At 71.3% G+C, this 18,213-nt stretch carries 17 protein-coding genes and 1 pseudogene; 9 read left to right on the forward strand and 9 right to left on the reverse strand.

Going from position 1 to position 18,213, the window contains the following annotated elements:
* Positions 1–332 (reverse strand): annotated as a pseudogene (locus tag VGS97_RS26005) (hypothetical protein); the annotation flags it as partial.
* Positions 333–348: 16 nt separating this feature from the next.
* Positions 349–1,182: a DUF4255 domain-containing protein gene (locus tag VGS97_RS26010; protein WP_326856288.1), complete on the reverse strand. Its 834-nt coding sequence runs from the start codon at positions 1,180–1,182 to the stop codon at positions 349–351.
* Positions 1,183–1,348: 166 nt separating this feature from the next.
* Between VGS97_RS26010 and VGS97_RS26015 the strand changes: the two genes are divergently transcribed.
* Together VGS97_RS26015 and VGS97_RS26020 are read left to right on the forward strand one after the other, a co-directional pair.
* Positions 1,349–2,644, forward strand: coding sequence for a hypothetical protein (locus VGS97_RS26015; protein ID WP_326856289.1), 1,296 nt, complete (start codon positions 1,349–1,351; stop codon positions 2,642–2,644).
* Positions 2,641–3,690, forward strand: coding sequence for a hypothetical protein (locus VGS97_RS26020; RefSeq protein WP_326856290.1), 1,050 nt, complete (start codon positions 2,641–2,643; stop codon positions 3,688–3,690). The genes VGS97_RS26015 and VGS97_RS26020 overlap by 4 nt, the downstream gene beginning before the upstream one ends.
* Positions 3,691–3,733: 43 nt before the next feature.
* On the opposite strand, the gene VGS97_RS26025 is transcribed toward VGS97_RS26020, so the two are convergent.
* Positions 3,734–4,522: a response regulator transcription factor gene (locus VGS97_RS26025; protein ID WP_326856291.1), complete on the reverse strand. Its 789-nt coding sequence runs from the start codon at positions 4,520–4,522 to the stop codon at positions 3,734–3,736.
* Between the two features lie 354 nt (positions 4,523–4,876).
* Between VGS97_RS26025 and VGS97_RS26030 the strand changes: the two genes are divergently transcribed.
* The 4 genes from VGS97_RS26030 to VGS97_RS26045 all read left to right on the forward strand — a co-directional run bounded on the left by VGS97_RS26030 (position 4,877) and on the right by VGS97_RS26045 (position 10,589).
* Positions 4,877–6,538 carry a S8/S53 family peptidase gene (locus tag VGS97_RS26030; protein ID WP_326856292.1) on the forward strand — a complete coding sequence of 554 codons (1,662 nt, stop codon included), beginning with the start codon at positions 4,877–4,879 and terminating at the stop codon, positions 6,536–6,538.
* Positions 6,531–7,226 (forward strand): sigma-70 family RNA polymerase sigma factor, encoded by a 696-nt coding sequence (locus VGS97_RS26035; RefSeq protein WP_326856293.1) that lies wholly within the window; start codon positions 6,531–6,533, stop codon positions 7,224–7,226. The genes VGS97_RS26030 and VGS97_RS26035 overlap by 8 nt, the downstream gene beginning before the upstream one ends.
* Positions 7,223–7,738, forward strand: coding sequence for a hypothetical protein (locus VGS97_RS26040; protein WP_326856294.1), 516 nt, complete (start codon positions 7,223–7,225; stop codon positions 7,736–7,738). The genes VGS97_RS26035 and VGS97_RS26040 overlap by 4 nt, the downstream gene beginning before the upstream one ends.
* Before the next feature lie 130 nt (positions 7,739–7,868).
* Positions 7,869–10,589, forward strand: a complete 2,721-nt coding sequence (locus tag VGS97_RS26045; RefSeq protein WP_326856295.1) for a CHAT domain-containing tetratricopeptide repeat protein — start codon at positions 7,869–7,871, stop codon at positions 10,587–10,589.
* Between the two features lie 47 nt (positions 10,590–10,636).
* Here the strand turns inward: VGS97_RS26045 and VGS97_RS26050 are convergent, their stop codons facing one another.
* Together VGS97_RS26050 and VGS97_RS26055 are read right to left on the reverse strand one after the other, a co-directional pair.
* Positions 10,637–11,038, reverse strand: coding sequence for a RidA family protein (locus tag VGS97_RS26050; RefSeq protein WP_326856296.1), 402 nt, complete (start codon positions 11,036–11,038; stop codon positions 10,637–10,639).
* Between the two features lie 87 nt (positions 11,039–11,125).
* Positions 11,126–11,251, reverse strand: a complete 126-nt coding sequence (locus VGS97_RS26055) for a hypothetical protein (RefSeq protein ID WP_326856297.1) — start codon at positions 11,249–11,251, stop codon at positions 11,126–11,128.
* Positions 11,252–11,453: 202 nt separating this feature from the next.
* On the opposite strand from VGS97_RS26055, the gene VGS97_RS26060 reads away from it, so the two are divergent.
* Positions 11,454–12,437, forward strand: coding sequence for an aldo/keto reductase (locus VGS97_RS26060; RefSeq protein WP_326856298.1), 984 nt, complete (start codon positions 11,454–11,456; stop codon positions 12,435–12,437).
* Positions 12,438–12,509: 72 nt separating this feature from the next.
* On the opposite strand, the gene VGS97_RS26065 is transcribed toward VGS97_RS26060, so the two are convergent.
* The 4 genes from VGS97_RS26065 to VGS97_RS26080 all read right to left on the reverse strand — a co-directional run bounded on the left by VGS97_RS26065 (position 12,510) and on the right by VGS97_RS26080 (position 16,541).
* Positions 12,510–13,895: a cellulose binding domain-containing protein gene (locus VGS97_RS26065; RefSeq protein WP_326856299.1), complete on the reverse strand. Its 1,386-nt coding sequence runs from the start codon at positions 13,893–13,895 to the stop codon at positions 12,510–12,512.
* A gap of 152 nt (positions 13,896–14,047) precedes the next feature.
* Positions 14,048–14,809, reverse strand: a complete 762-nt coding sequence (locus VGS97_RS26070; protein WP_349262267.1) for an SDR family oxidoreductase — start codon at positions 14,807–14,809, stop codon at positions 14,048–14,050.
* Positions 14,810–14,912: 103 nt separating this feature from the next.
* Positions 14,913–15,665, reverse strand: a complete 753-nt coding sequence (locus tag VGS97_RS26075; protein ID WP_326856301.1) for an SDR family oxidoreductase — start codon at positions 15,663–15,665, stop codon at positions 14,913–14,915.
* Between the two features lie 153 nt (positions 15,666–15,818).
* Positions 15,819–16,541, reverse strand: a complete 723-nt coding sequence (locus tag VGS97_RS26080; RefSeq protein ID WP_326856302.1) for a TetR/AcrR family transcriptional regulator — start codon at positions 16,539–16,541, stop codon at positions 15,819–15,821.
* Positions 16,542–16,624: 83 nt separating this feature from the next.
* On the opposite strand from VGS97_RS26080, the gene VGS97_RS26085 reads away from it, so the two are divergent.
* The gene (locus tag VGS97_RS26085; protein ID WP_326856303.1) at positions 16,625–17,608 is read left to right on the forward strand and encodes an NADPH:quinone oxidoreductase family protein; all 984 of its coding nucleotides are present in this window, start codon (positions 16,625–16,627) and stop codon (positions 17,606–17,608) included.
* Between the two features lie 57 nt (positions 17,609–17,665).
* Positions 17,666–18,061: a glyoxalase gene (locus VGS97_RS26090; RefSeq protein ID WP_326856304.1), complete on the forward strand. Its 396-nt coding sequence runs from the start codon at positions 17,666–17,668 to the stop codon at positions 18,059–18,061.
* Positions 18,062–18,213: the final 152 nt, after the last annotated feature.

Raw genomic sequence — 18,213 nt, forward strand, 5'->3', positions numbered from 1 at the left:
CCGCTGTCGTCGCTGGGGTTCAGGAGGTTGTACGCGGCGTCGCCGAGGGCGTTGCCGGCGTCCTGCACGCCATGCTCGATGGTGTGGCTGATGTCGTCCGAGGTCGGCAGGCCGAAGGCCGGGGCCGCCGCGTCGTAGACGCCCTCGGCCGCGCTGAACAGGCCGCCGGTGGCGTCGTCGGCCACGGTGTGCAGCGCGCTGCCCGCCATGTTGAAGGCCTCGTGGGCCGCGCCGTCCCAGTCGCCCTCGACCGCGTGGCCGACGGCCTCGGCGCCGTGGATGGCCGTCTCGGCGATCCCGCCGACCAGCGGGATGTCTTCTAGTCCGCTCATCGCAGATTCCCCTCTCTCAGGTGGTGCTTGCTCCGGCCGTCGGCCTTGCTGCCGCGGCGGTGGTCTGGACTGGTCGCTCCGGCTGCGCGGCCGGCGCGGGGGCATCCGTATTCGCGTTCGCGTTCGTACTCGCGTCGGCGTTCGTCTTGTTCGCCTCGGCGCCTGTGCCCGCATCCGGGCTCGGGCTCGGCTTGGCGTTCGCGGTGGTGAGCGTCTCGGGCGCGCCGGTGCCCGACGCGGCCGGGGCCGGCGCAGCGGCAGCCGCCGGGGCGGCACCGGCGGGCGCCGCGGGCGCGGTCGGCTTCGGCCCCACGGTCACCTGCGCCTGGTTGACCGGCTTCGCGGCGGGCAGGTCCGGCGCCGGCATGGCCACGGTGGCGGTCAGCTCGAAGCCGGCCTTCACCTCGCCCGCCAGGTTGAGGAACATGCTGCGCTTGGTGCCGGCCGCCGTGGTCAGGTGCACGTCGTGCGGCAGCTGCGCCAGCGGCTCCGGCAGCAGCGGCCGCGGGATCGTCGGGAGCGCGCCGAAACAGCGCAGCACCATCGCGAGAATCCGGTGCTCCATCGCGATCGGCGCGCCCCAGACGGTGACCGTGTAGTGCAGGTCGTACCGCACGGCCGGCGGGCGGTGCCCGACGACCTTTCCCCCCTCGTCGCGGACCTGCTCGTACATCACATCGCGGCGGTGGGTGTTCTCCCTGATGTCGAACAGGAAGAAGTTCACCGCCGGCGTCTTGAGCGCCTGGATCCACGGCCGCGCCGGAGGATCGAAGGTGACGGTGACCGCAGCGTTCCCCAGCACGCGCGTCTTGGTGACGGCGAGCAGGGCCTGGTCGGTCTCAAGGATCACGGGGGAAGCGTGCCGCCGCGGGCCCGCCAGCGGCAGGCCGCATCGGGCAGCCGGACGGTCCGGCGCAGCCGCCCGATCGGGCAGCGCGAAGGGGAGCCCGGAGGTACCCGAGGCGCTGCCCCAGCGTGGCTGCCGCCGCGCGCCGCGCGCACCTACCTTCCCTGACATGGGAGCAGAAGTGTCTTTGACTCCGTCAGTGCAGCCGGTGAAGCCGGGCGAGGCAGCAGAGGTCGAACTCGCCGTCACCAACACCGGCGCCGTGGTGGACTCGTTCACGTTCGAAGTCCTCGGCGATCCGGCCGCCTGGGCGGTCGTCGAGCCGTCCGCACTCTCGTTGTTCCCGGGCCAGAGCGAGACCGCCAAGGTCCGGTTCACCCCGCCGGTCGGCCCCGGCCTCACCCCCGGCCCGCGCCCGTTCGCCGTGCGCGTCACCTCGAACGAGGACCCGGCTCACCCCCAGGTCGAGGAGGGCGCGCTGGACATCGCGGGCGTCCCGGTCCTGACCGCCGACCTCTCGCCGCGCACGGGCCGCGCCCGCGGCAGGCGGGCCGGCAAGTACCAGGTCGCGGTGGACAACCTCGGCAACGCCGCCGCGCTGGTCGACCTGACCGGCTGGGACACCCAGGACCTGGTCGACGTGGCGCTCAAGCCGCCGCGCGTCGAGGTCGGCCCCGGCGCCGCCGTGTTCGTCACCGCGCGCACCCGCGCCCGCCGCCGGTTCTGGCGCGGGCCGAGCGTCCTGCACCGCTTCACGGTCGCGGCCCGCCCCGCCGATGCCGAGTCGGCGGCCAACACCCCCGGCCCGATGGACGCGAGCCTGCTTCAGGAGGCCGCCGTCCCGGGCTGGCTCGGCAACGCGGCGCTGCTTGCGCTGCTCGCGGTGGTCGCCGCGACGGTGCTCTGGTTCACCGTGCTGAAGCCGGTCGTGCGTGACACGGCCACCAACGCCACCAACCAGGCGCTGACCGCTGCCGGCGTGACTCCCGGCGGTGGTTCGGTTCCGGGCGGCGGCGGGGGTGGCGCAGGAAGCGGCGCCGGCGCGGGCGGCGGTTCGGCGACCGTCCCGACCACCAGCCCCTCGACGTCCGGCTCGCCGACCGCGTCGGCGACCGCTCCGGCCGCCGTGAACGCGCCCGCCCCGGTCGCGTTCGCCATCGAGCTCAAGCCCGGCGGCGACGACAGCCTGACCGCCGGCAACCACCAACTGCTCGCGGTCACCGACCTGGTGTTGCAGAACCCGAACGGCGACACCGGCTCGCTGGTGATCAGCCGCGGCGGCAACACCCTGATCGACACCCGGATGGAGAACTTCCGGGACTACGACCTGCACTTCGTCACGGCCATCACGGTCGGCGCGAACCAGAGCCTGAGCATCTCGGTCACCTGCGACAAGCCGGGGGGAGGCGCGAATTCGTGCACGCCCGCCGTGCTGGTGAGCGGCACGTCGCACACCCTCACGTGAACCGCACGCACCGCCTGGCAGTGCCCCTGGTCCTGCCCGCGTCCTTAGTCCTCATCGTCGTCGGCGTCGTCTATGGCGGCGCCGCCCGCGCGGCGACCACGACGCCCACGCTCACCGTGTACCCGCACGAGACGACCCTGGCCCAGTTCACCACGATGGACGTCTGGGCCGGCGGCACCTTCGCGGGCGCGCAGGTCGTCATCACGATGGGGAACACGCAGATCGTCAGCGGCACCGCGGACAGCAGCGGGAACTACGCCTCCGGGGACGTGCCCGTACCCGCCGGCATCGCGGTCTGCGGGCAGAACGAAGTGGACTGGTACACCGACAACGACTTCATCGCCTCGACCCAGGTCGCGGTGTACTGCCCGACCGTGCAGGCCGCGCCGAACCAGTTTGGCTCTGGCGCCGGCACGGACTCGTTCACCGTGACGGGAACCGGATATCCGCCCGACCGCGACGTGGTCTTCACGATCGACAACGCCCAGTCGAGCTTCGACAGCGTCTTCACCGACGCCAACGGCGCCTTCACCAAGGCGACCAGCCACCCCGCGCTGCCGTGCGGCCCGCACCAGCTGACCGCGATCGGACAGCCGCCGGTAATCCCGCAGTGGCTCCGGGCGGGGGCGACGTCGACGGTCAGCCAGTTCCAGCCGCTGCCCGCGAGCGCCGCCATCACGGTCACCGGCTGCGCGTCGCCGCCGCCGCGCGAGAAGCCGAAGCTCGCCGCGAACCCCGCGGTCGTCATCGATGGCATGCTCACCCACGTCACCGGCACCGGCTTCCCACCGGGCCAGCCGGTCACGCTCATGTGGGAGACCACCGCCGGAGCGACGCTGTCGCAATGCTCGCCCGACGCCGTCAGTGCGCCGTCGCTGTCCGCCGACGCGCAGGGGCGCATCGACACCTACTGCCTGGCCGAACCGCACGAGATCCTCGGCGCGGCGCGGATCGTGGCGCTGCCCGCGCACGTAGCCGCCCCCGTGGTGGTCGAGGGCGGCTCCATGCAACCGTCATTCGGCGATCAGTTCGTCTTCCGCCGGTGACCGATCGGCACCGGACGGGTCGACTTCGTAAAGCCCGGGCGCTTCAGATCCAGCCGTTGCGCAGCGCGTAGGCGACCGCCTGGGTGCGGTTGCGCAGCTGGAGGCGCAGCGTCAGGTCCTGGATCACGGTCTTGATCGTGCGCTCCGAGTACGAGAGCCGCAACGCGACCTCGCGGGTGGACAGGCCGTCCGCGAGCAACTGGAGCACGGTGCGCTCCCGCTCGGTCAGGCCGGTGAAGGAGTATCCGCGCGGGCTGAGCACCTGCCGGTTGAGCCCGGCGAGGTGGTCGAGCAACTGGCGCAGCAGTTCCGGCGGCAGGTCGCCGTGTCCGGCCGCGGCCGCGCGCACCGCGGTGACCAGCCGGTCCGCGGTCGCCTCGTGCCGCCGCAGCACCCCGCGGACCCCGGCCTCGACCAGCGCGGAAAGCGCCCGGCCGTCGACCTGCCCGCTGACCAGCACGACCGGCAGGCCGTCCGCCCGGTGCAGCCCGCGCAACCAGCGGGTCGCCTCCTCGTCGACCGTGTCGGTGACTGCCACGACGACCGCGGCGGGCTCGCCGACCCGTGCCACCCGGATCTCGCTGCGCGCACGCAGCTGCATCCGGACGCCGGCTTCGGAGATCGGGTCGCGTGCGTCGATCCGTACAACCACCGTGTCGTGCTCGGCCACGGTGTTGCGCTCGTTCCCTGCGTCGCGCATGGCGCCGCCCGCTGCGGGCCGCGCCGCGCCCCTGTTCCTGGTGTGTGTGGCGACCCCGGACCCAAGCGCCGGGAAATCGACCGTGCTCTGCGTCTCCACCGCAACGGCATCTGCCGTCAACGTCGGCACCATTGTTCAGCCCCCTTGTTCCGCGTGCCTTCCCGAACCCGCCGTATCCCCACCTCATCACCGCGATCACTGACTGTCCGCGTGGTGAAGCTTCAGGCGGGTGGCGATAGAGAAGAGCAGCACGCCACCCCACAGATACAGTCGTTGCTCCCCGACTCAACCGACATCACGGATATCCGGTCCGCCACGGCCGGTCCGGCTACCGAATCGTTGCCGGTTCGTGACCTGAAGTCGGTACCTGGCAGCACCGCACGGTGCCTTGACTATGCGGTACAGGTCCGGGCAGAGGGGAAAGAGAGAATCTTGTTACATTTCAGCGCTACTCGGGGCGGCCAAGCGGATCAACCGCCCCGGCCCGTGGGCAATCTCGGCGCGCCATATCTTTCGCCAATCCTCGTCGACCGGCACGGTGGCCGTATCCTTCAGCCGGCCAGCGCCGTCCTCGCGCCGGGGACACGTCCACCGGCGGCGACCGCGTATCGCGCCAATACTCTGCTTATCCCGGACTCGGTACTGCGTGACCCCAAGATCGTCGCGGCGCTGAACGATGCGCTCGCCACTGTCGGGCTTGAACTAGAAGTCCCGCCGCCGCTGATCGAGTCGGCGCCCTCGCTGCGTCCGTGGCTGCGTGAGCTTGTCGACCTGCCGCGCGCAGTCGTGCTGCGTGTACGCAGTGACGCGCCGCCCACGGTCGTCGACGCGTGGTTGGCCCTCCAGGCGATCCGCGCGGCGGCCCGGCGCCCGGCGGACCGTGTCGCCGACGGCATCGCGGACGTGACGGCCCGCATCACCCTCGACCACCTGCTCAGCGCCGCGACCATCACCGGCAACCCGATCAGCGAAGGCAACCCCATCAGCGAGGGGAACCCGATCAGTGAGGGCAATCCGATCAGTGAGGGCAACGGCGCGGCAGGCGTCTACTTCAGCTCCACCGCCCGCATTCCGGTCGAGCTGGTGATCGGCGCCCCGCGACGTACGCCGCTCGCGGATCTGCCGGCCGCGCGGCGTCCGGTCGTCGCGGTCCTCGACACCGGTATCCGCCCGCACGAGTGGCTCGGCATGCCCGACGCCGACCCCGACAGCTTCCTGAGCGTGGACCACGCGCTCCAGGCCGCGATCAACCATGAAGAGGTACGGGTGCGCAACACCGGCGGCCTCGACTTCCCCGTCCTCGACGGCTACTGGGATGTGGCCGACCCGATCGAGCCGACCACCGGCACGCTGCCCACCCACGTCGGCCACGGCACGTTCATCGCCGGCATCGTGCGTCAGCACGCACCGAACGCTCGGGTGCGCTCGATCCGTGTCATGCACACCGACGGCATCGTGCACGAAAGCGTCCTGCTGCTGGCCATCAATGTGCTCGCGGCGCAGGTCAGCACCGCGCTGAGCGCCGGGGACACCGACGACGTCGTCGACGTGGTCTCGCTCTCCCTCGGCTACTTCGACGAGTACCCGGCGGACCTCGTCTACACCGGCCAGCTCGCCGGGCTGCTCGACGGCCTGACCGACCTCGGCGTCGCGGTGATCGCCGCCGCGGGGAACCAGGCCACCACGCAGCCGTACTTCCCGGCCGCGCTGGCCACCGCGCCGGGCGCGGACCCGAAGCTGCCGGTGGTCAGTGTCGGCGCGCTCAACCCGAACGGCAGCAAGGCGATGTTCAGCAACGACGGCGCCTGGGTCACCGCGTGGGCGACCGGCGCCTCCGTGGTCAGCACGTACCCGACGGACCTGAACGGCAGCTACGAGCCGCAGATCACCGCAGGCGCGCCGGACAGCCGCCTGCACCGGCTGCGCGAGACGCTCGACCCGGACGACTTCCGCGGCGGGTTCGCGGTGTGGAGCGGCACCTCGTTCGCCACGCCGCTGCTCGCCGCCGCGCTGGCGGACGCTCTTCTCGCCGAGGCCCGGGAACACCCGGGCGACCCAGCCTGCGACCTGGGCTCCACCGACCGGCTAGTGGCGCGCGAGCGCATCGCCAGAGCTCTGCGGCGGATCGGCGCCCCCGAGCATGCCTAACTCCACCCTCCCCGACCTGCCCTCCCCGGACGCTGCTCCGGACGCAGCCGTTGCATCGGACCCTGTTGCCTCGGACACGGCCACCTCGGACACGGCTGCCGTCCCGGAAACGGGCGCTCCCACAGCCCAGCACGCGCGCATCGCGACGCTGCTGCTCTCCGCGCAGGCCGGCCGGCGGGAGAGCCTCAACGAGATCGTGGTCGAACTCAGTCCGCTGCTCTGGCAGGTCGCTCGCGCCCAGGGCCTCGACCACGAGGCCGCGCAGGACGTGATCCAGTGCACCTGGCTCAGCCTGCTGCGCCACCTGGACCAGATCCACTCGCCGGTCGCGCTGACCGCGTGGCTGGTCACGGCGACCAAGCGGGAAGCGTGGCGCACCCGCGACGCACACCGCGCCGAGCAGCCCGTGGACCGCAGCCTGATGACCGACATGGCCGACCCGCAGCCGTTGCCGGAGGAGAGCGTCCTGCTCGCCGAGCGGCACCACGACGTCTGGCGGGCCGTACGCACGCTGCCCCAGCGCTGCCAGGAACTGCTGCGTGTCGTGGCCTTCACGCACCGCCCCGACTACGACGCCGTCGCCGTCGCGCTCGGCATGCCGCGCGGCAGCATCGGCCCGACCCGGGGCCGCTGCCTGGCGAAACTCAGAACCCTGCTCGACGCGGACACGCGAGGAGACCTGGCATGAGCGGCACCGATCCCGTCGGCGCAAGTGCCGGCGAACTGCTCGACGAGCGTGACGCGCAACTGCTGCGCACGCTGCGAGAGTGCCACGAACTGCTCGACCCCATGCCCGAGAGCCTCGTGCAGCGCAGCCTGTTCGCCCTCGCCGTCGAGAACGTGGACGCGGAGGTGTTCCGGCTCGCCGAGCGGTACCGGCTCGAAGCGGCCGGGGCGCGCGGCGGCGAGGACGGCGAGGAGGCGCGCGTCGTCACCTTCGACAGCGACAGCCTCACCGTCATGATCCGCATAAGCGAGCTCGGCGGCGGCGTACGCATCGACGGCTGGCTCGCTCCACCCCAGGAATGCCGGGTCGAACTGCGTAGCGGCGAACGGATCCTGAACACGGGCGTGGACGCAGAGGGCCGCTTCGTGCTCGACGCGATCCCGCGCGGCCTGGCCCAACTGGTGGTGCGCCTCGGCGAATCGCTGACAGGAGTCGGCGGGCAATCCATACTGACACCGGCGATCGTGCTCTGACGTCTGACGATGGGACGCATTCGGCGGTATGGCAGATGGGGGAGACGGCGGCGCCGTAGTCGATGACGCCATAGGTGATGACGCTGTAGCCGGCGGGACTGCGGTCGACGGAACAGCAGCCGACGAGGCTGTGACCGATGACAGCGCAGCCGACGAGGCCGCCGCGCGGGTCGGCGCGGCGGCGCTCGACCGGCATCGCCGCGGCCTGGCGGCCGGGGCGGCAGGCCGTCCGGCCGCCGCGGCCGAGCACTTCCGCGCCGGGCTGCGGCTGCTCGAACCATCGCCGCCGCCGGGTACCGAACGCGTCACCGTGCGGCTGCTGACCAGCCTCGCGCACGCGGAGGCCGAACTCGGCCGGGTCGATCGCGGGCTCGAACTGCTGGAGCGTGCCGAATCGCTCGCCGAGCCGGGCTACCGGGCCGTGGTGATCTCCCAGCGCGGACTGCTGCTGTGGCGGGTCGGCCGGTACCAGGCGGCGCTGCCGGCCTTCGACGAGGCGGTCCCGCTGCTGGCCGGCCACCCCGACCAGCTCGTGCTCGCTCGCGTGCTGCTGAACCGCGGCGGCGTGCGGATGGGCGCCGGGCAGCTGGCCGCCGCCCGAGCCGACCTGCGCCGCAGTGAGCAGATCGCCCGTGCCCACGGCGCCCCGCCGCTCGCCGCCAAGGCGGTGCACAACCGCGGCTACTGCGACCTGCTGCTCGGCAACATCCCGGCGGCGCTCGAAGCTTTCGAGCGGGCCGAGGCGACCTACCGCGAACACGCGCCGGGCAACGTGCCCGTCCTCGAAGTCGACCGGGCGCGGGCACTGCTCGCCGCCGGGCTCGCGGACGAGGCCGCCGCCGGACTCGAATCAGCCATCGAGGCCTTCCGTGTCCAGCGGCTGAGCCAGGACCGCGCCGAGGCCGAGCTCGCCCTAGCGCAGGCCCTGGCCGCTGCGGGCAAACCGGCCGAGGCCGCCGCGCGGGCCCGCCAGGCCCGGCAGCACTTCCGCGCCCGCGGCAACGAGACCTGGGCCGCCCTGTCCGAGCTGACCAGAGCCCGTGCCGATTTCGCCACGCTGACCGCCGCACCGACTGACAGCGCGTCAGCCGCCACGGTGTCAGTTACCGCCACTGCGTCAGTTACTACTGCGTCCACTAATACGTCATCGGATGCCCAGGGCGCCGCGCCCGCTGATTCGTCACCCTTCTCCGCGAAGCTGTCCCTGCTCGCCGGCCGTACCGCACGCCTCGCCGAGCGTCTGCACGATCTCGGCCTGCCGCACGACGCCGCACTTGCCCGTATCCTGTCCGCTCGCGCGCTGATCCATGCGGGCAAGACCGCCGACCGGATCAGGCCCTTGCTCGACGCGGCGCACCCGCGCGGCGTAGCCGTCCCGCTCGAACTGCGCCTTTCCGCGCACCTCGCCCGCGCCGAGTTCGCCGCAGCCCGCGGCGATCGGACCACCGCATTCGCCGAGTTGCGCAGCGGCCTGACCCGCCTGCACGAACAGCGCCGGACACTCGGCAGCCTCGACCTGCAAACCGGCACCGCAGCCCTGGGCGCGGAGCTGACCCGCACCGGTCTTCGCCTCGCTCTGGCCAGCGGCTTGGTGCGCTCCGTCTTCGCCTGGTCCGAGCGCTCCCGCGCGCAGGCCTTCCGCGTCCGGCCGGTCCGGCCCCCGGACGATCCGGAGACGGCCGCCGCGATCGCCGAGTTGCGTCGGCTCGACGGGATTCTGCGCACCGCACAGCCCGGCCGCGCCGATCCGTCCGTGCGCCAGCGGCACGCCGCCCTGCGGCACCGGCTGCGTGAGCAGTCCTGGAAGACGTTCGGCTCCGATCCGGCCCGGCAGTCCGCTTCGCACCGTGACGGCGCGGCCCCGGTGACCCTCGCCGAGATCGCCGACGAGCTGTCCGGCTGCGGCCACGCGATGATCAGCATTCTGGGGCAGGACGAGCGGCTGCTCGCGCTCGTCATCGCGGACGGCAGGGCGACACTGGTCGAACTCGGCGCGTATTCCCGCGCCCTCGAAGCGGCCTACCGCCTGCTCGGTGACCTGGACGCACGCGTCGCCCGGCGGCGGCCCGAGCGCCTGCAAGCGGTCATCGACCAGTCGATCCGCCGTCAGCTCGACACGCTCGCGACCGAGATCACCGCCCCGCTACGCCCTCACGTGCGCGACCTCCCGGTGGTCGTCGTGCCGACCGGGCCGCTCGCGGCCGTCCCGTGGAACCTGCTGCCCGACCTGCGCGGCCGGCCGGTGACCGTCTGCCCGTCCGCGCAGCTCTGGCTCGCCGCTCGCCGCGCACAGCGCTCCGCAACAGACGGCGGCCCACCGGACGAGCGCCCCGTCCTCGCCGCGGGCCCTCGCCTCGCGCACGCGGAAACCGAGGTCGCCGCCATCGCGGACCTCTACTCGGATCCGGTCGTGCTCAGCGGACGCGCCGCGACGGTCGAGGCGACGCTGCGCGCGATGGACGGCGCCCGCACTGTGCACTTCGCGGCGCACGGCCACCACGAGCGCGGCAATGTCATGTTCGCCCGGATCGACCTCGCCGACGGCCCGCTGATGGCCTACGACCTGCAACGGCTGACCAGAGCGCCGCAGCGGGTGATCCTCTCGGCCTGTGAGGTCGGCCGCGCCGACGTCCGCAGCGGCGACGAGCACCTGGGATTCACCGCCGCGCTGCTCTACGCGGGTACCAGCACGGTCATCGCCAGCGGCGCGCTCGTCCCCGACGCCACCGCCGCGCCGTTGATGGCGTCACTGCACAGGGCCTTGGCCGTCGGCGCCGCCCCGGCGGTCGCGCTGGCGGGCGCCCTGGCCGCGCACCACACCGATCCGTTCGTGTGCTTCGGCGCGGGCTGATCCAGCGTCACCGCCCCGCATACCGGAGTATTGATCAGGCAGCGGTGTCAATCCGGCAGCGCGACCACTGCGTCCACCTCGACCAGCACGTCGGGACGGAACAGCGCGGCGGCCTGGATCAGGGTGCTGGCCGGGCGGTTTCCTTCGCCGAGCGCCGGGCGCAGCACCTTTTCGAGTTCGTCTCGGACGGTCTGGATCGCGGTGACGTCGACCAGGTACCAGTTCAGCCGGGCGACGTCGGACCAGCCCGCGCCGAGTTCGCCCAGCACGGTCTCAAGGTTCCGCAGCGCCTGCGCGGTCTGCGCGGCCAGATCGCCCTCGCCGATGAGCTGCCCTTCGGCGTCGAGCGCGACCTGGCCGGCGACGAACGCCAGCCTGCCGGTCGCGACCACAGCGTGCGAATACCGTGCCGGATGCGGCACATCGGTCAGGCGGTTGATGATCGGCATGGGGCCGAGACTATCGGGCGGCCCGCGTCCGGCCCGAGCGATTATCCATGGGGCTGTTCGTGATATGGGGTTACTCGTGATGCCGGGTCACTTGTGGTTCGGCGGCGGGGACTTGCGGTGCACGGTCCCGTGCAGGACCTGCGAGTGCATCGAGTGCGTCTCGGCCGCGGTCCTGCGCTCGGACGTCACCGGAGCGGCGGCTTTCGGCGCCATGGCTTCGGTCCTCGATGCGGGAGCTTGCGCGGTCATCGCTGCTGCCGTAGCCCTCGTCCGCACTGCCTTCGTCTTCGATTTCCGCGCCTTCGATCTGCTCTTGCGCGACATGCTTGCAACCTCCTTCTGCGCCCCCACCGATCCCACGGTAGGCGGGCGGTGTCCGCCCGGCGAGTCGGCGGCGCCGCGTAGGGTGTGCTCCATGGAGCAGAGAGTCTTGGGACGGACCGGACGCAGCGTCGGCGTGATCGGTCTGGGCGCCTGGCAGCTGGGCGCCGACTGGGGCCAGGTGAGTGAGGACGACGCCTACGCCACGCTCGCCGCGGCGGTCGGGGCCGAAGTCACGTTCATCGACACCGCCGACGTCTACGGCGACGGGCGCAGCGAGCGGATCATCGGCAGGCTGCTGCGCGAGCGCCCCGGCTCCGGGCTGACCGTGGCCACCAAGATGGGCCGCCGCGTCGCCCAGGACCCCGCGTTCTACAACCTCGACAACTTCCGCGCCTGGACCGACCGCTCTCGCGGCAACCTCGGCGTCGAGACGCTCGACCTGGTCCAGCTGCACTGCCCGCCGGATGCCGTCTACTCCTCCGACGCCGTTTTCGACGCGCTCGACACCCTGGTCGCCGAGAAGCGGATCGCCACGTACGGCGTCAGCGTCGAGACCTGTGACCAAGCGCTGGCCGCCATCGCGCGCCCCGGCGTCGCCACCGTGCAGATCATCCTCAATGCATTCCGGCTCAAGCCGATCGAACGGGTGCTGCCCGAGGCCGAGACCGCCGGGGTCGGCATCATCGCGCGCGTCCCGCTGGCCAGCGGTCTGCTCTCCGGCAAGTACGACGCGGCGACCACCTTCGGCCCCGACGACCACCGAACCTACAACCGGCACGGCGAGGCGTTCGACGTCGGCGAGACCTTCTCGGGCGTCGACTTCGAAACCGGCCTTGAGGCGGTCCGCCGCCTGCGTCCCCTGGTTCCCGAGGGCGCGAGCACCGCGCAGTTCGCGCTGCGGTGGATCCTCGACCAGCCCGGTGTCAGCGTCGTGATCCCCGGTGCGCGCAACTCCGAGCAGGCCCGCGCGAATGCCGCCGCCGCAGATCTGCCCGCTCTCGCCAAGGAGACGCACGCCGCCGTGCGCGACATCTACGACGAACTGATCCGGCCTCAAGTACACGACCGCTGGTAGCCCGGCGAAGCTGCCCGGCTACCAGCGGTCGGCTGGTCAGTGTGCGGTCGATCGATCAGTGCGCGATTTGGATCAGTGGGCTGTGCAGGTCATGCCGGTCAGCGTCTGGCTCGTGCCGTTGACCACCATGCCCCACGAGGTGTTCGCCCCTGGGCTGATCGCTGCGTTGTAGCTCAGGGACTGCGCGGTCACGTTCGAGCCGGACGTTGTGACGGTCGCGTTCCACGAGTTCGCGATCGTCTCTCCCGAGGGCAGGGCGAAGTTGACTGTCCAGCTCGAAGTCGCGACCGTGCCGGTGTTCGCCACCGTGAACGCCAGCTGGTAGCCGCCGCTCCACGAACCGGTCACCGAGGTCGTCACGCCGCACTTCGCGCCAGAGGACGAACCGGACGGCGAGGCGCTCGGCGACGCCGAGAGCGACGGGCTCGCGCTCGGGCTCGCACTGGCGCTCGTGCTCGGCGACGGGGAACCGGTGGTGCCCGTCGAGGTCGTGTAGGTCACCTGCGTGTACGCCGCGCTGCACTGCGTGCCGCAGGACGCCGGCAGCGAGAAGCTGTAGATCCGGCCGGCGTTGAGCGGCTGGTCCGACGAGTCGGTCACCTTGATCTGGAACTGCGTGCCGCCCGACGTGGTGGGGCCGATGATGTACGCCTGCCCCATGTCGCTGTCCATCGCCGCGGACACCCACGAGCCGCCCTGCATGTACTGGATGCCGTGGATTCCGTTGGGCAGGTGCGAGACGGAGATCGCCGGCCACCAGGTCTGCGCGCCCTGAAGGAAGCCGATGTTGATGTCGCCGGTGTAGTTCGGCGCCTGCTCGAACTGCCAGGTGACCTGCCGGTTGTTCCACTTGTTGATCAGGGCGGTGCCCACCGTCGAGCCGTTCAGGACGAAGTCGTTCAGCGAGGCGGTGTGCAGGTCGATGTGGTACGGATCGTCGCGGCACCAGGCGTTGGAGTCCGCGCAGCTGTCCGCCACGATCATGTCGAGCGTCGCGCCGTTGAGGCTGTCCGAGACCCAGGAGCCGTTACGGCAGAACGGCTGGTTCTGCGCGCCGTCGTTGGTTCCGGTGCAGTAGTTGCCGATGGTGACCTTCACCCAGCGGTCGCAGTTGAGCCCGTTGTCGAACATGCCGAGGATGCTCGACTGCGCGGCGGGCACCGGGCGCGGGAACGTGCCGTAGTTGCCCGGCGTGTTGAACACGTTGAGGGCGATGAACTCCTGTGAGTCGAGGTTCGCCTGCGGCATGCCGCAACCGCCGTACGGCGAGCCGAGCCCGTCGAAGTGCGTGGCGTTCCCGGTCACCGGGGTCGGCGTGCCGGACACGGTCAGCGCGCTGGCGGGACTCTGCGACGCGACCACCGCGGCGGCGGCCAGCACGAAGGCACCCAGCGCCGCAAGGCCGGCGCGGATGGTCAGTTTACGTCGGGATCTGATGCGGATCGTCTGGGCAGCCAAGGCTCGCTCCTTCACTTCTGACGGCACAGACGATGGTGGCCACGCTGGTGAGGAGTGTCAAAGTCCTGTGAAAATTACACGTCCGCCTTCGAATTTTCGAAAGCAGCGCCCGCCGGGAGCGCAATCGTCGAAGACGCCGCCTCGAAAGAAACTCAGGCCTCGATCCCGCGCTGGAGCTTGTTCATCCCGGCCAGCCAGCGGTCCGGGTCCGCGGCCCGTGCCGCGTAGTAGTCCGCGACCTCGCCGTGCGGGAGGATCATGAACCTGTCCCCGCGCAGAGCGTCGACCACGGCCGCGGCGACCGTCCCGGGCTCTATGGCGTCGGCGGCGAGCAGCGCCTGACCGGCCGGTCCGCTCTCGTGCAGCATGCGGGTCCGCACACCCTGCGGGCACACCGCGTGCACTCTGATGCCGCGGTGCCGGTAGGTCGCCGACAGCCACTCCGCGAACGCGAGTGCGCCATGCTTCGAAACCGCGTAGGGCGCCGAGCCGAGCATCGTCAGCAGCCCGGCTGCCGAGACCGTCGCGACGAAGCATCCCGAGCCGCGTTCCAGCCATCCGGGCAGCAGTTCGCGGGCGGCGCGTACGTGCGCCATCACGTTCACGTCCCAGGCACGCGCCCACAGTTCCTCGGCCGCCTGCTCGGTGCCGGCCGTTCCGACGCCCGCGTTCGCGCAGTAGACATCGACCTCGCCGAGCAGTTCCCACGCCGAGCGCACCAGCAGCGACACGCCTGCCTCGCTCGCCGCGTCGCCGGGCACCGCGTGCGCACCGATCTCCTCGGCGAGTGAGCGCGCCGCGTCCGCATCCAGGTCGTTGACGACGACCCGCGCTCCTTCAGCGGCGAACGCGCGGGCCATCGCTTCGCCGATGCCGCGCGCCGCCCCGGTCACCACGACTCCGGCGCCGGACAGCCGCACCGGCGCGAGCCCGGTCCGCAGGCGCGGTGCCGCGCTGCCGTCCGCCTCAGCACTCTGCTCCGGTGACTGGGACTCCTGACTCACAGTGACTCCTGCCTTAGAAGACGCCACCGAGCGTGACGCCGCCGTCGATCACCAGGGTCTGCCCCGTGATCCAGCCCGCCTCTTCCGAAAGCAGGTACGCGACCGCGCCCGCGACATCCTCTGGCGCACCGAGCCGCTTGAGCGGATACGCCGCCGCAGCCTCCTCCTCGCGGCCCTCGTACAGCGCGGCGGCGAACTTCGTCTTGACCACGGCCGGCGCGACCGCGTTCACCCGGATGCCCGGCCCGAGTTCGGTGGCCAGTTCGACGGTCAGGCGGATCAGCGCGGCCTTGCTCACGCCGTACATTCCGATGCCCGGCGAGGCGCGCAGCCCCGCGATCGACGCGATGTTCACCACGGCGCCGCCGTGCTCGCCCATCCACGCGTCCCGGGCCCGCCGGACCCAGGCCAGCGGCGCGAGCACGTTGACCCCCAGGATCTTCGCGGCGGCCGCCGGGTCGACGTCGAGGACCGAGCCGAAGACTGGATTGATGCCGGTGTTGTTCACCAGCAGGTCCAGCCGGCCGAAGGCCTCCATCGTCCGGGTGACGGCCTCGTCCTGATGCTCCGGGTTGTCACTCTTTCCGGGCACGGCGATGGCGTAATCCGGGCCGCCGAGTTCCTTGACCGCGTCCGCTAGGGCGTCCGCGCCGCGCGCCGTGATGCATACCCGTGCACCGCCTGCGACCAGTCGCCTGGCAATACCGAGCCCGATGCCACGGCTGGCTCCGGTGACCACGGCCACCTTGTTCTCGAACGAGGCCACGGACCGCCGTCCCTTCGTCGCGCTGGACTTGTCACACTGGACTTCTTGTCACACTGGACTTTTCGGCTAAGCGTACGCTTAGCTGCTTTCAGCGCACCACTGCTTGTAGATCACATGTGCTCGTAGGTACACGCGTTCCGGCCCGAGGACGGCTCAGGCTCGATGACCGACCATCCGCAGCGCCAGCTGCCCGTAGAACGCGCCCAGTTCCTCGGGCGCGCGGGCACCGGTGGCGCGGAACCAGCGTGCTACGTCGATGGTCAGCGACAGCAGCGCGAGCGTGGTGCCGCGCACGTCCGGCGCGTCGAACACGCCGAGTGCGACGCCCTCTTCGAGCGTCTGGCGCACCATCGCGTCGATCTCTCGCCGCAGCGTCGCAATCGTGGCCCGGTGCCGCTCGGTCAGCGTGCTCAGCTCGTAGTTGATCACCCTGGCCGTGGTGTGGTATCGCGCGTGCCAAGCGGTGATCGCGGCGATGACCGCGCGCAGCTTGTCTGCGGGATCGTCGTGTTTGGCCGCAGCCGCGGCGGCGCGCACCACGCGGACCGTGCCACGGTGGCCGATCAGGCTGATCTGGTAGAGCAACTCCTCCTTGGAGGAGAAGTGCACGTAAACCCCGGCCGGGCTCAAGCCCGCGCGCGCCGCGATGTCGCGCGTCGCCGTGGCGTGATAGCCGCGCGCGGCGAACGCCTCGACCGCGCCGATCAGCAGCCGCCGGGCGGCGGGCGCGAGCGGCTCGTCGAGCCAGGCCTCCGCCAGATCGCGCGCCTCGGCCTCGTCGAGCCCAGCGCCCGTTCCGGACACGGTGCCTATTTCGGACGCGGGGTTCATGTTGGACGCAGCGCCGATGTCAGGCTCGGTGCCTTTGTCGGACACAGTGCCCATCCTTCAGGGTTTGTTGCGGCTTCGAGCATTGTAAGCAGACGCTTACTGCGCAGCGGTGGGAAAGGACGTACTCAATGAAGGCGTGGCAGGTCATCCAGAACGCCGAACCGCAGAGAGCCTTGCGGTCGGCCGACGTCGAGCAGCCGAGCCCCGGCCCTGGCCAACTGCTGGTGCGCGTGATCGCCAGCGCGCTGAACTTTCCCGATGTGCTGCTGTGCCTCGGGCTCTACCAGATCCGGCCGCCGCTGCCGTTCACCCCGGGCCTTGAGTTGTGCGGCGAGATCGCTGGTCTCGGCGAGGGCGTGACGGGCTGGCAGGCGGGTGAGCGTGTGATCGGCAACCCGATCCTGCCCGGCGGGGCGTTCGCCGAGTACGTCCTCATGGACGCGGCCGACACGTTCCGCGCCCCGGCGGTCCTCGGCGACGAGGCCGCGGCGTCGATGCACATCGCGTACCAGACCGCGTGGGTGGGTCTGCATCGCAGGGCGCGTATCCAGTCCGGCGAGACGCTGCTCGTGCACGCGGGCGCCGGGGGAGTGGGCAGCGCGGCGGTGCAGTTGGGCAAGGCCGCGGGCGCGCGCGTCATCGCGGTGGTCGGCGGCCCGCAGAAGGCCGACGTGGCGGCGAAGCTCGGCGCCGATGTGGTGGTCGACCGGCGTGCCCAGGATTTCGTCGGCGCCGTCAAGGATGTCACCGGGGGCCGGGGCGCGGATGTCGTCTTCGACCCGGTCGGCGGCGACGCGTACACGGGCTCGACGAAGTGCGTCGCCTTCGAGGGGCGGATCCTGGTCGTGGGCTTCGCCGCGGGCGCCGTCCCGGCTCCCTCGCTCAGCCACGCGCTGGTGAAGAACTACTCGATCGTCGGCCTGCACTGGGGCCTGTACCGCGAGAAGGACCCCGCGCAGGTCGTCGCCGCGCACGCCGAGCTGACCCGGCTGGCCGAGGCCGGCGTCGTCGCGCCGCTGATCGACGGCCGGATCGGCTTCGACGAGGTGCCGGACGCGCTGACGCGACTCGGCGCCGGAGACAGCGTCGGCCGCCTTGTGCTCGTGCTCTGACCTCGCAGCCCGGTCTGGATCTTGACCACAATATATCTTGATGTCAAGATATATTGCATGCCTACAGCTTTCTCCTTCGCCCGGGTCCATCACGTGCAGCTGTCCATCCCGCCAGGCGGCGAGGACTCGTCGCGCGCGTTCTGGGGCGGCGCGCTCGGCATGCGCGAGCTGGCGAAACCCCCGGTGCTCGCCGCGCGCGGCGGCTGCTGGTTCGGCGGTGGCGGCATCGAGGTGCACCTCGGTGTCGAGTCCGAGTTCGCCCCGGCCCGCAAGGCACACCCCGGCCTGCTGGTCACCGGGCTCAAGGAACTGGCCGCGCGGCTGGAAGCGCACGGCGTCGTGGTGCAGTGGGACGAGGACTTCCCCGGCTACGATCGCTTCCACGCGCACGACCCGTTCGGCAACCGGCTGGAGTTCCTTGAGACGCGGCCGGAAGGCGCCATCGAAGACTGATCAGCGAACTAAGAGCCTGTTGCGCGGCTCATGATCGCTTGGTGGGGCTACGCCGGTGCCCGTCATGGCGAGGAAGGCTCCTGGTATGAGTGTGATGTCTAGTCAGCACTCTGCCAGGAGCCTTCGTGTCATCCTTGCGTGTTTCCGACTCG

The organism is Actinocrinis sp., from assembly GCF_035946395.1.
GTDB lineage: Bacteria > Actinomycetota > Actinomycetes > Streptomycetales > Catenulisporaceae > Actinocrinis.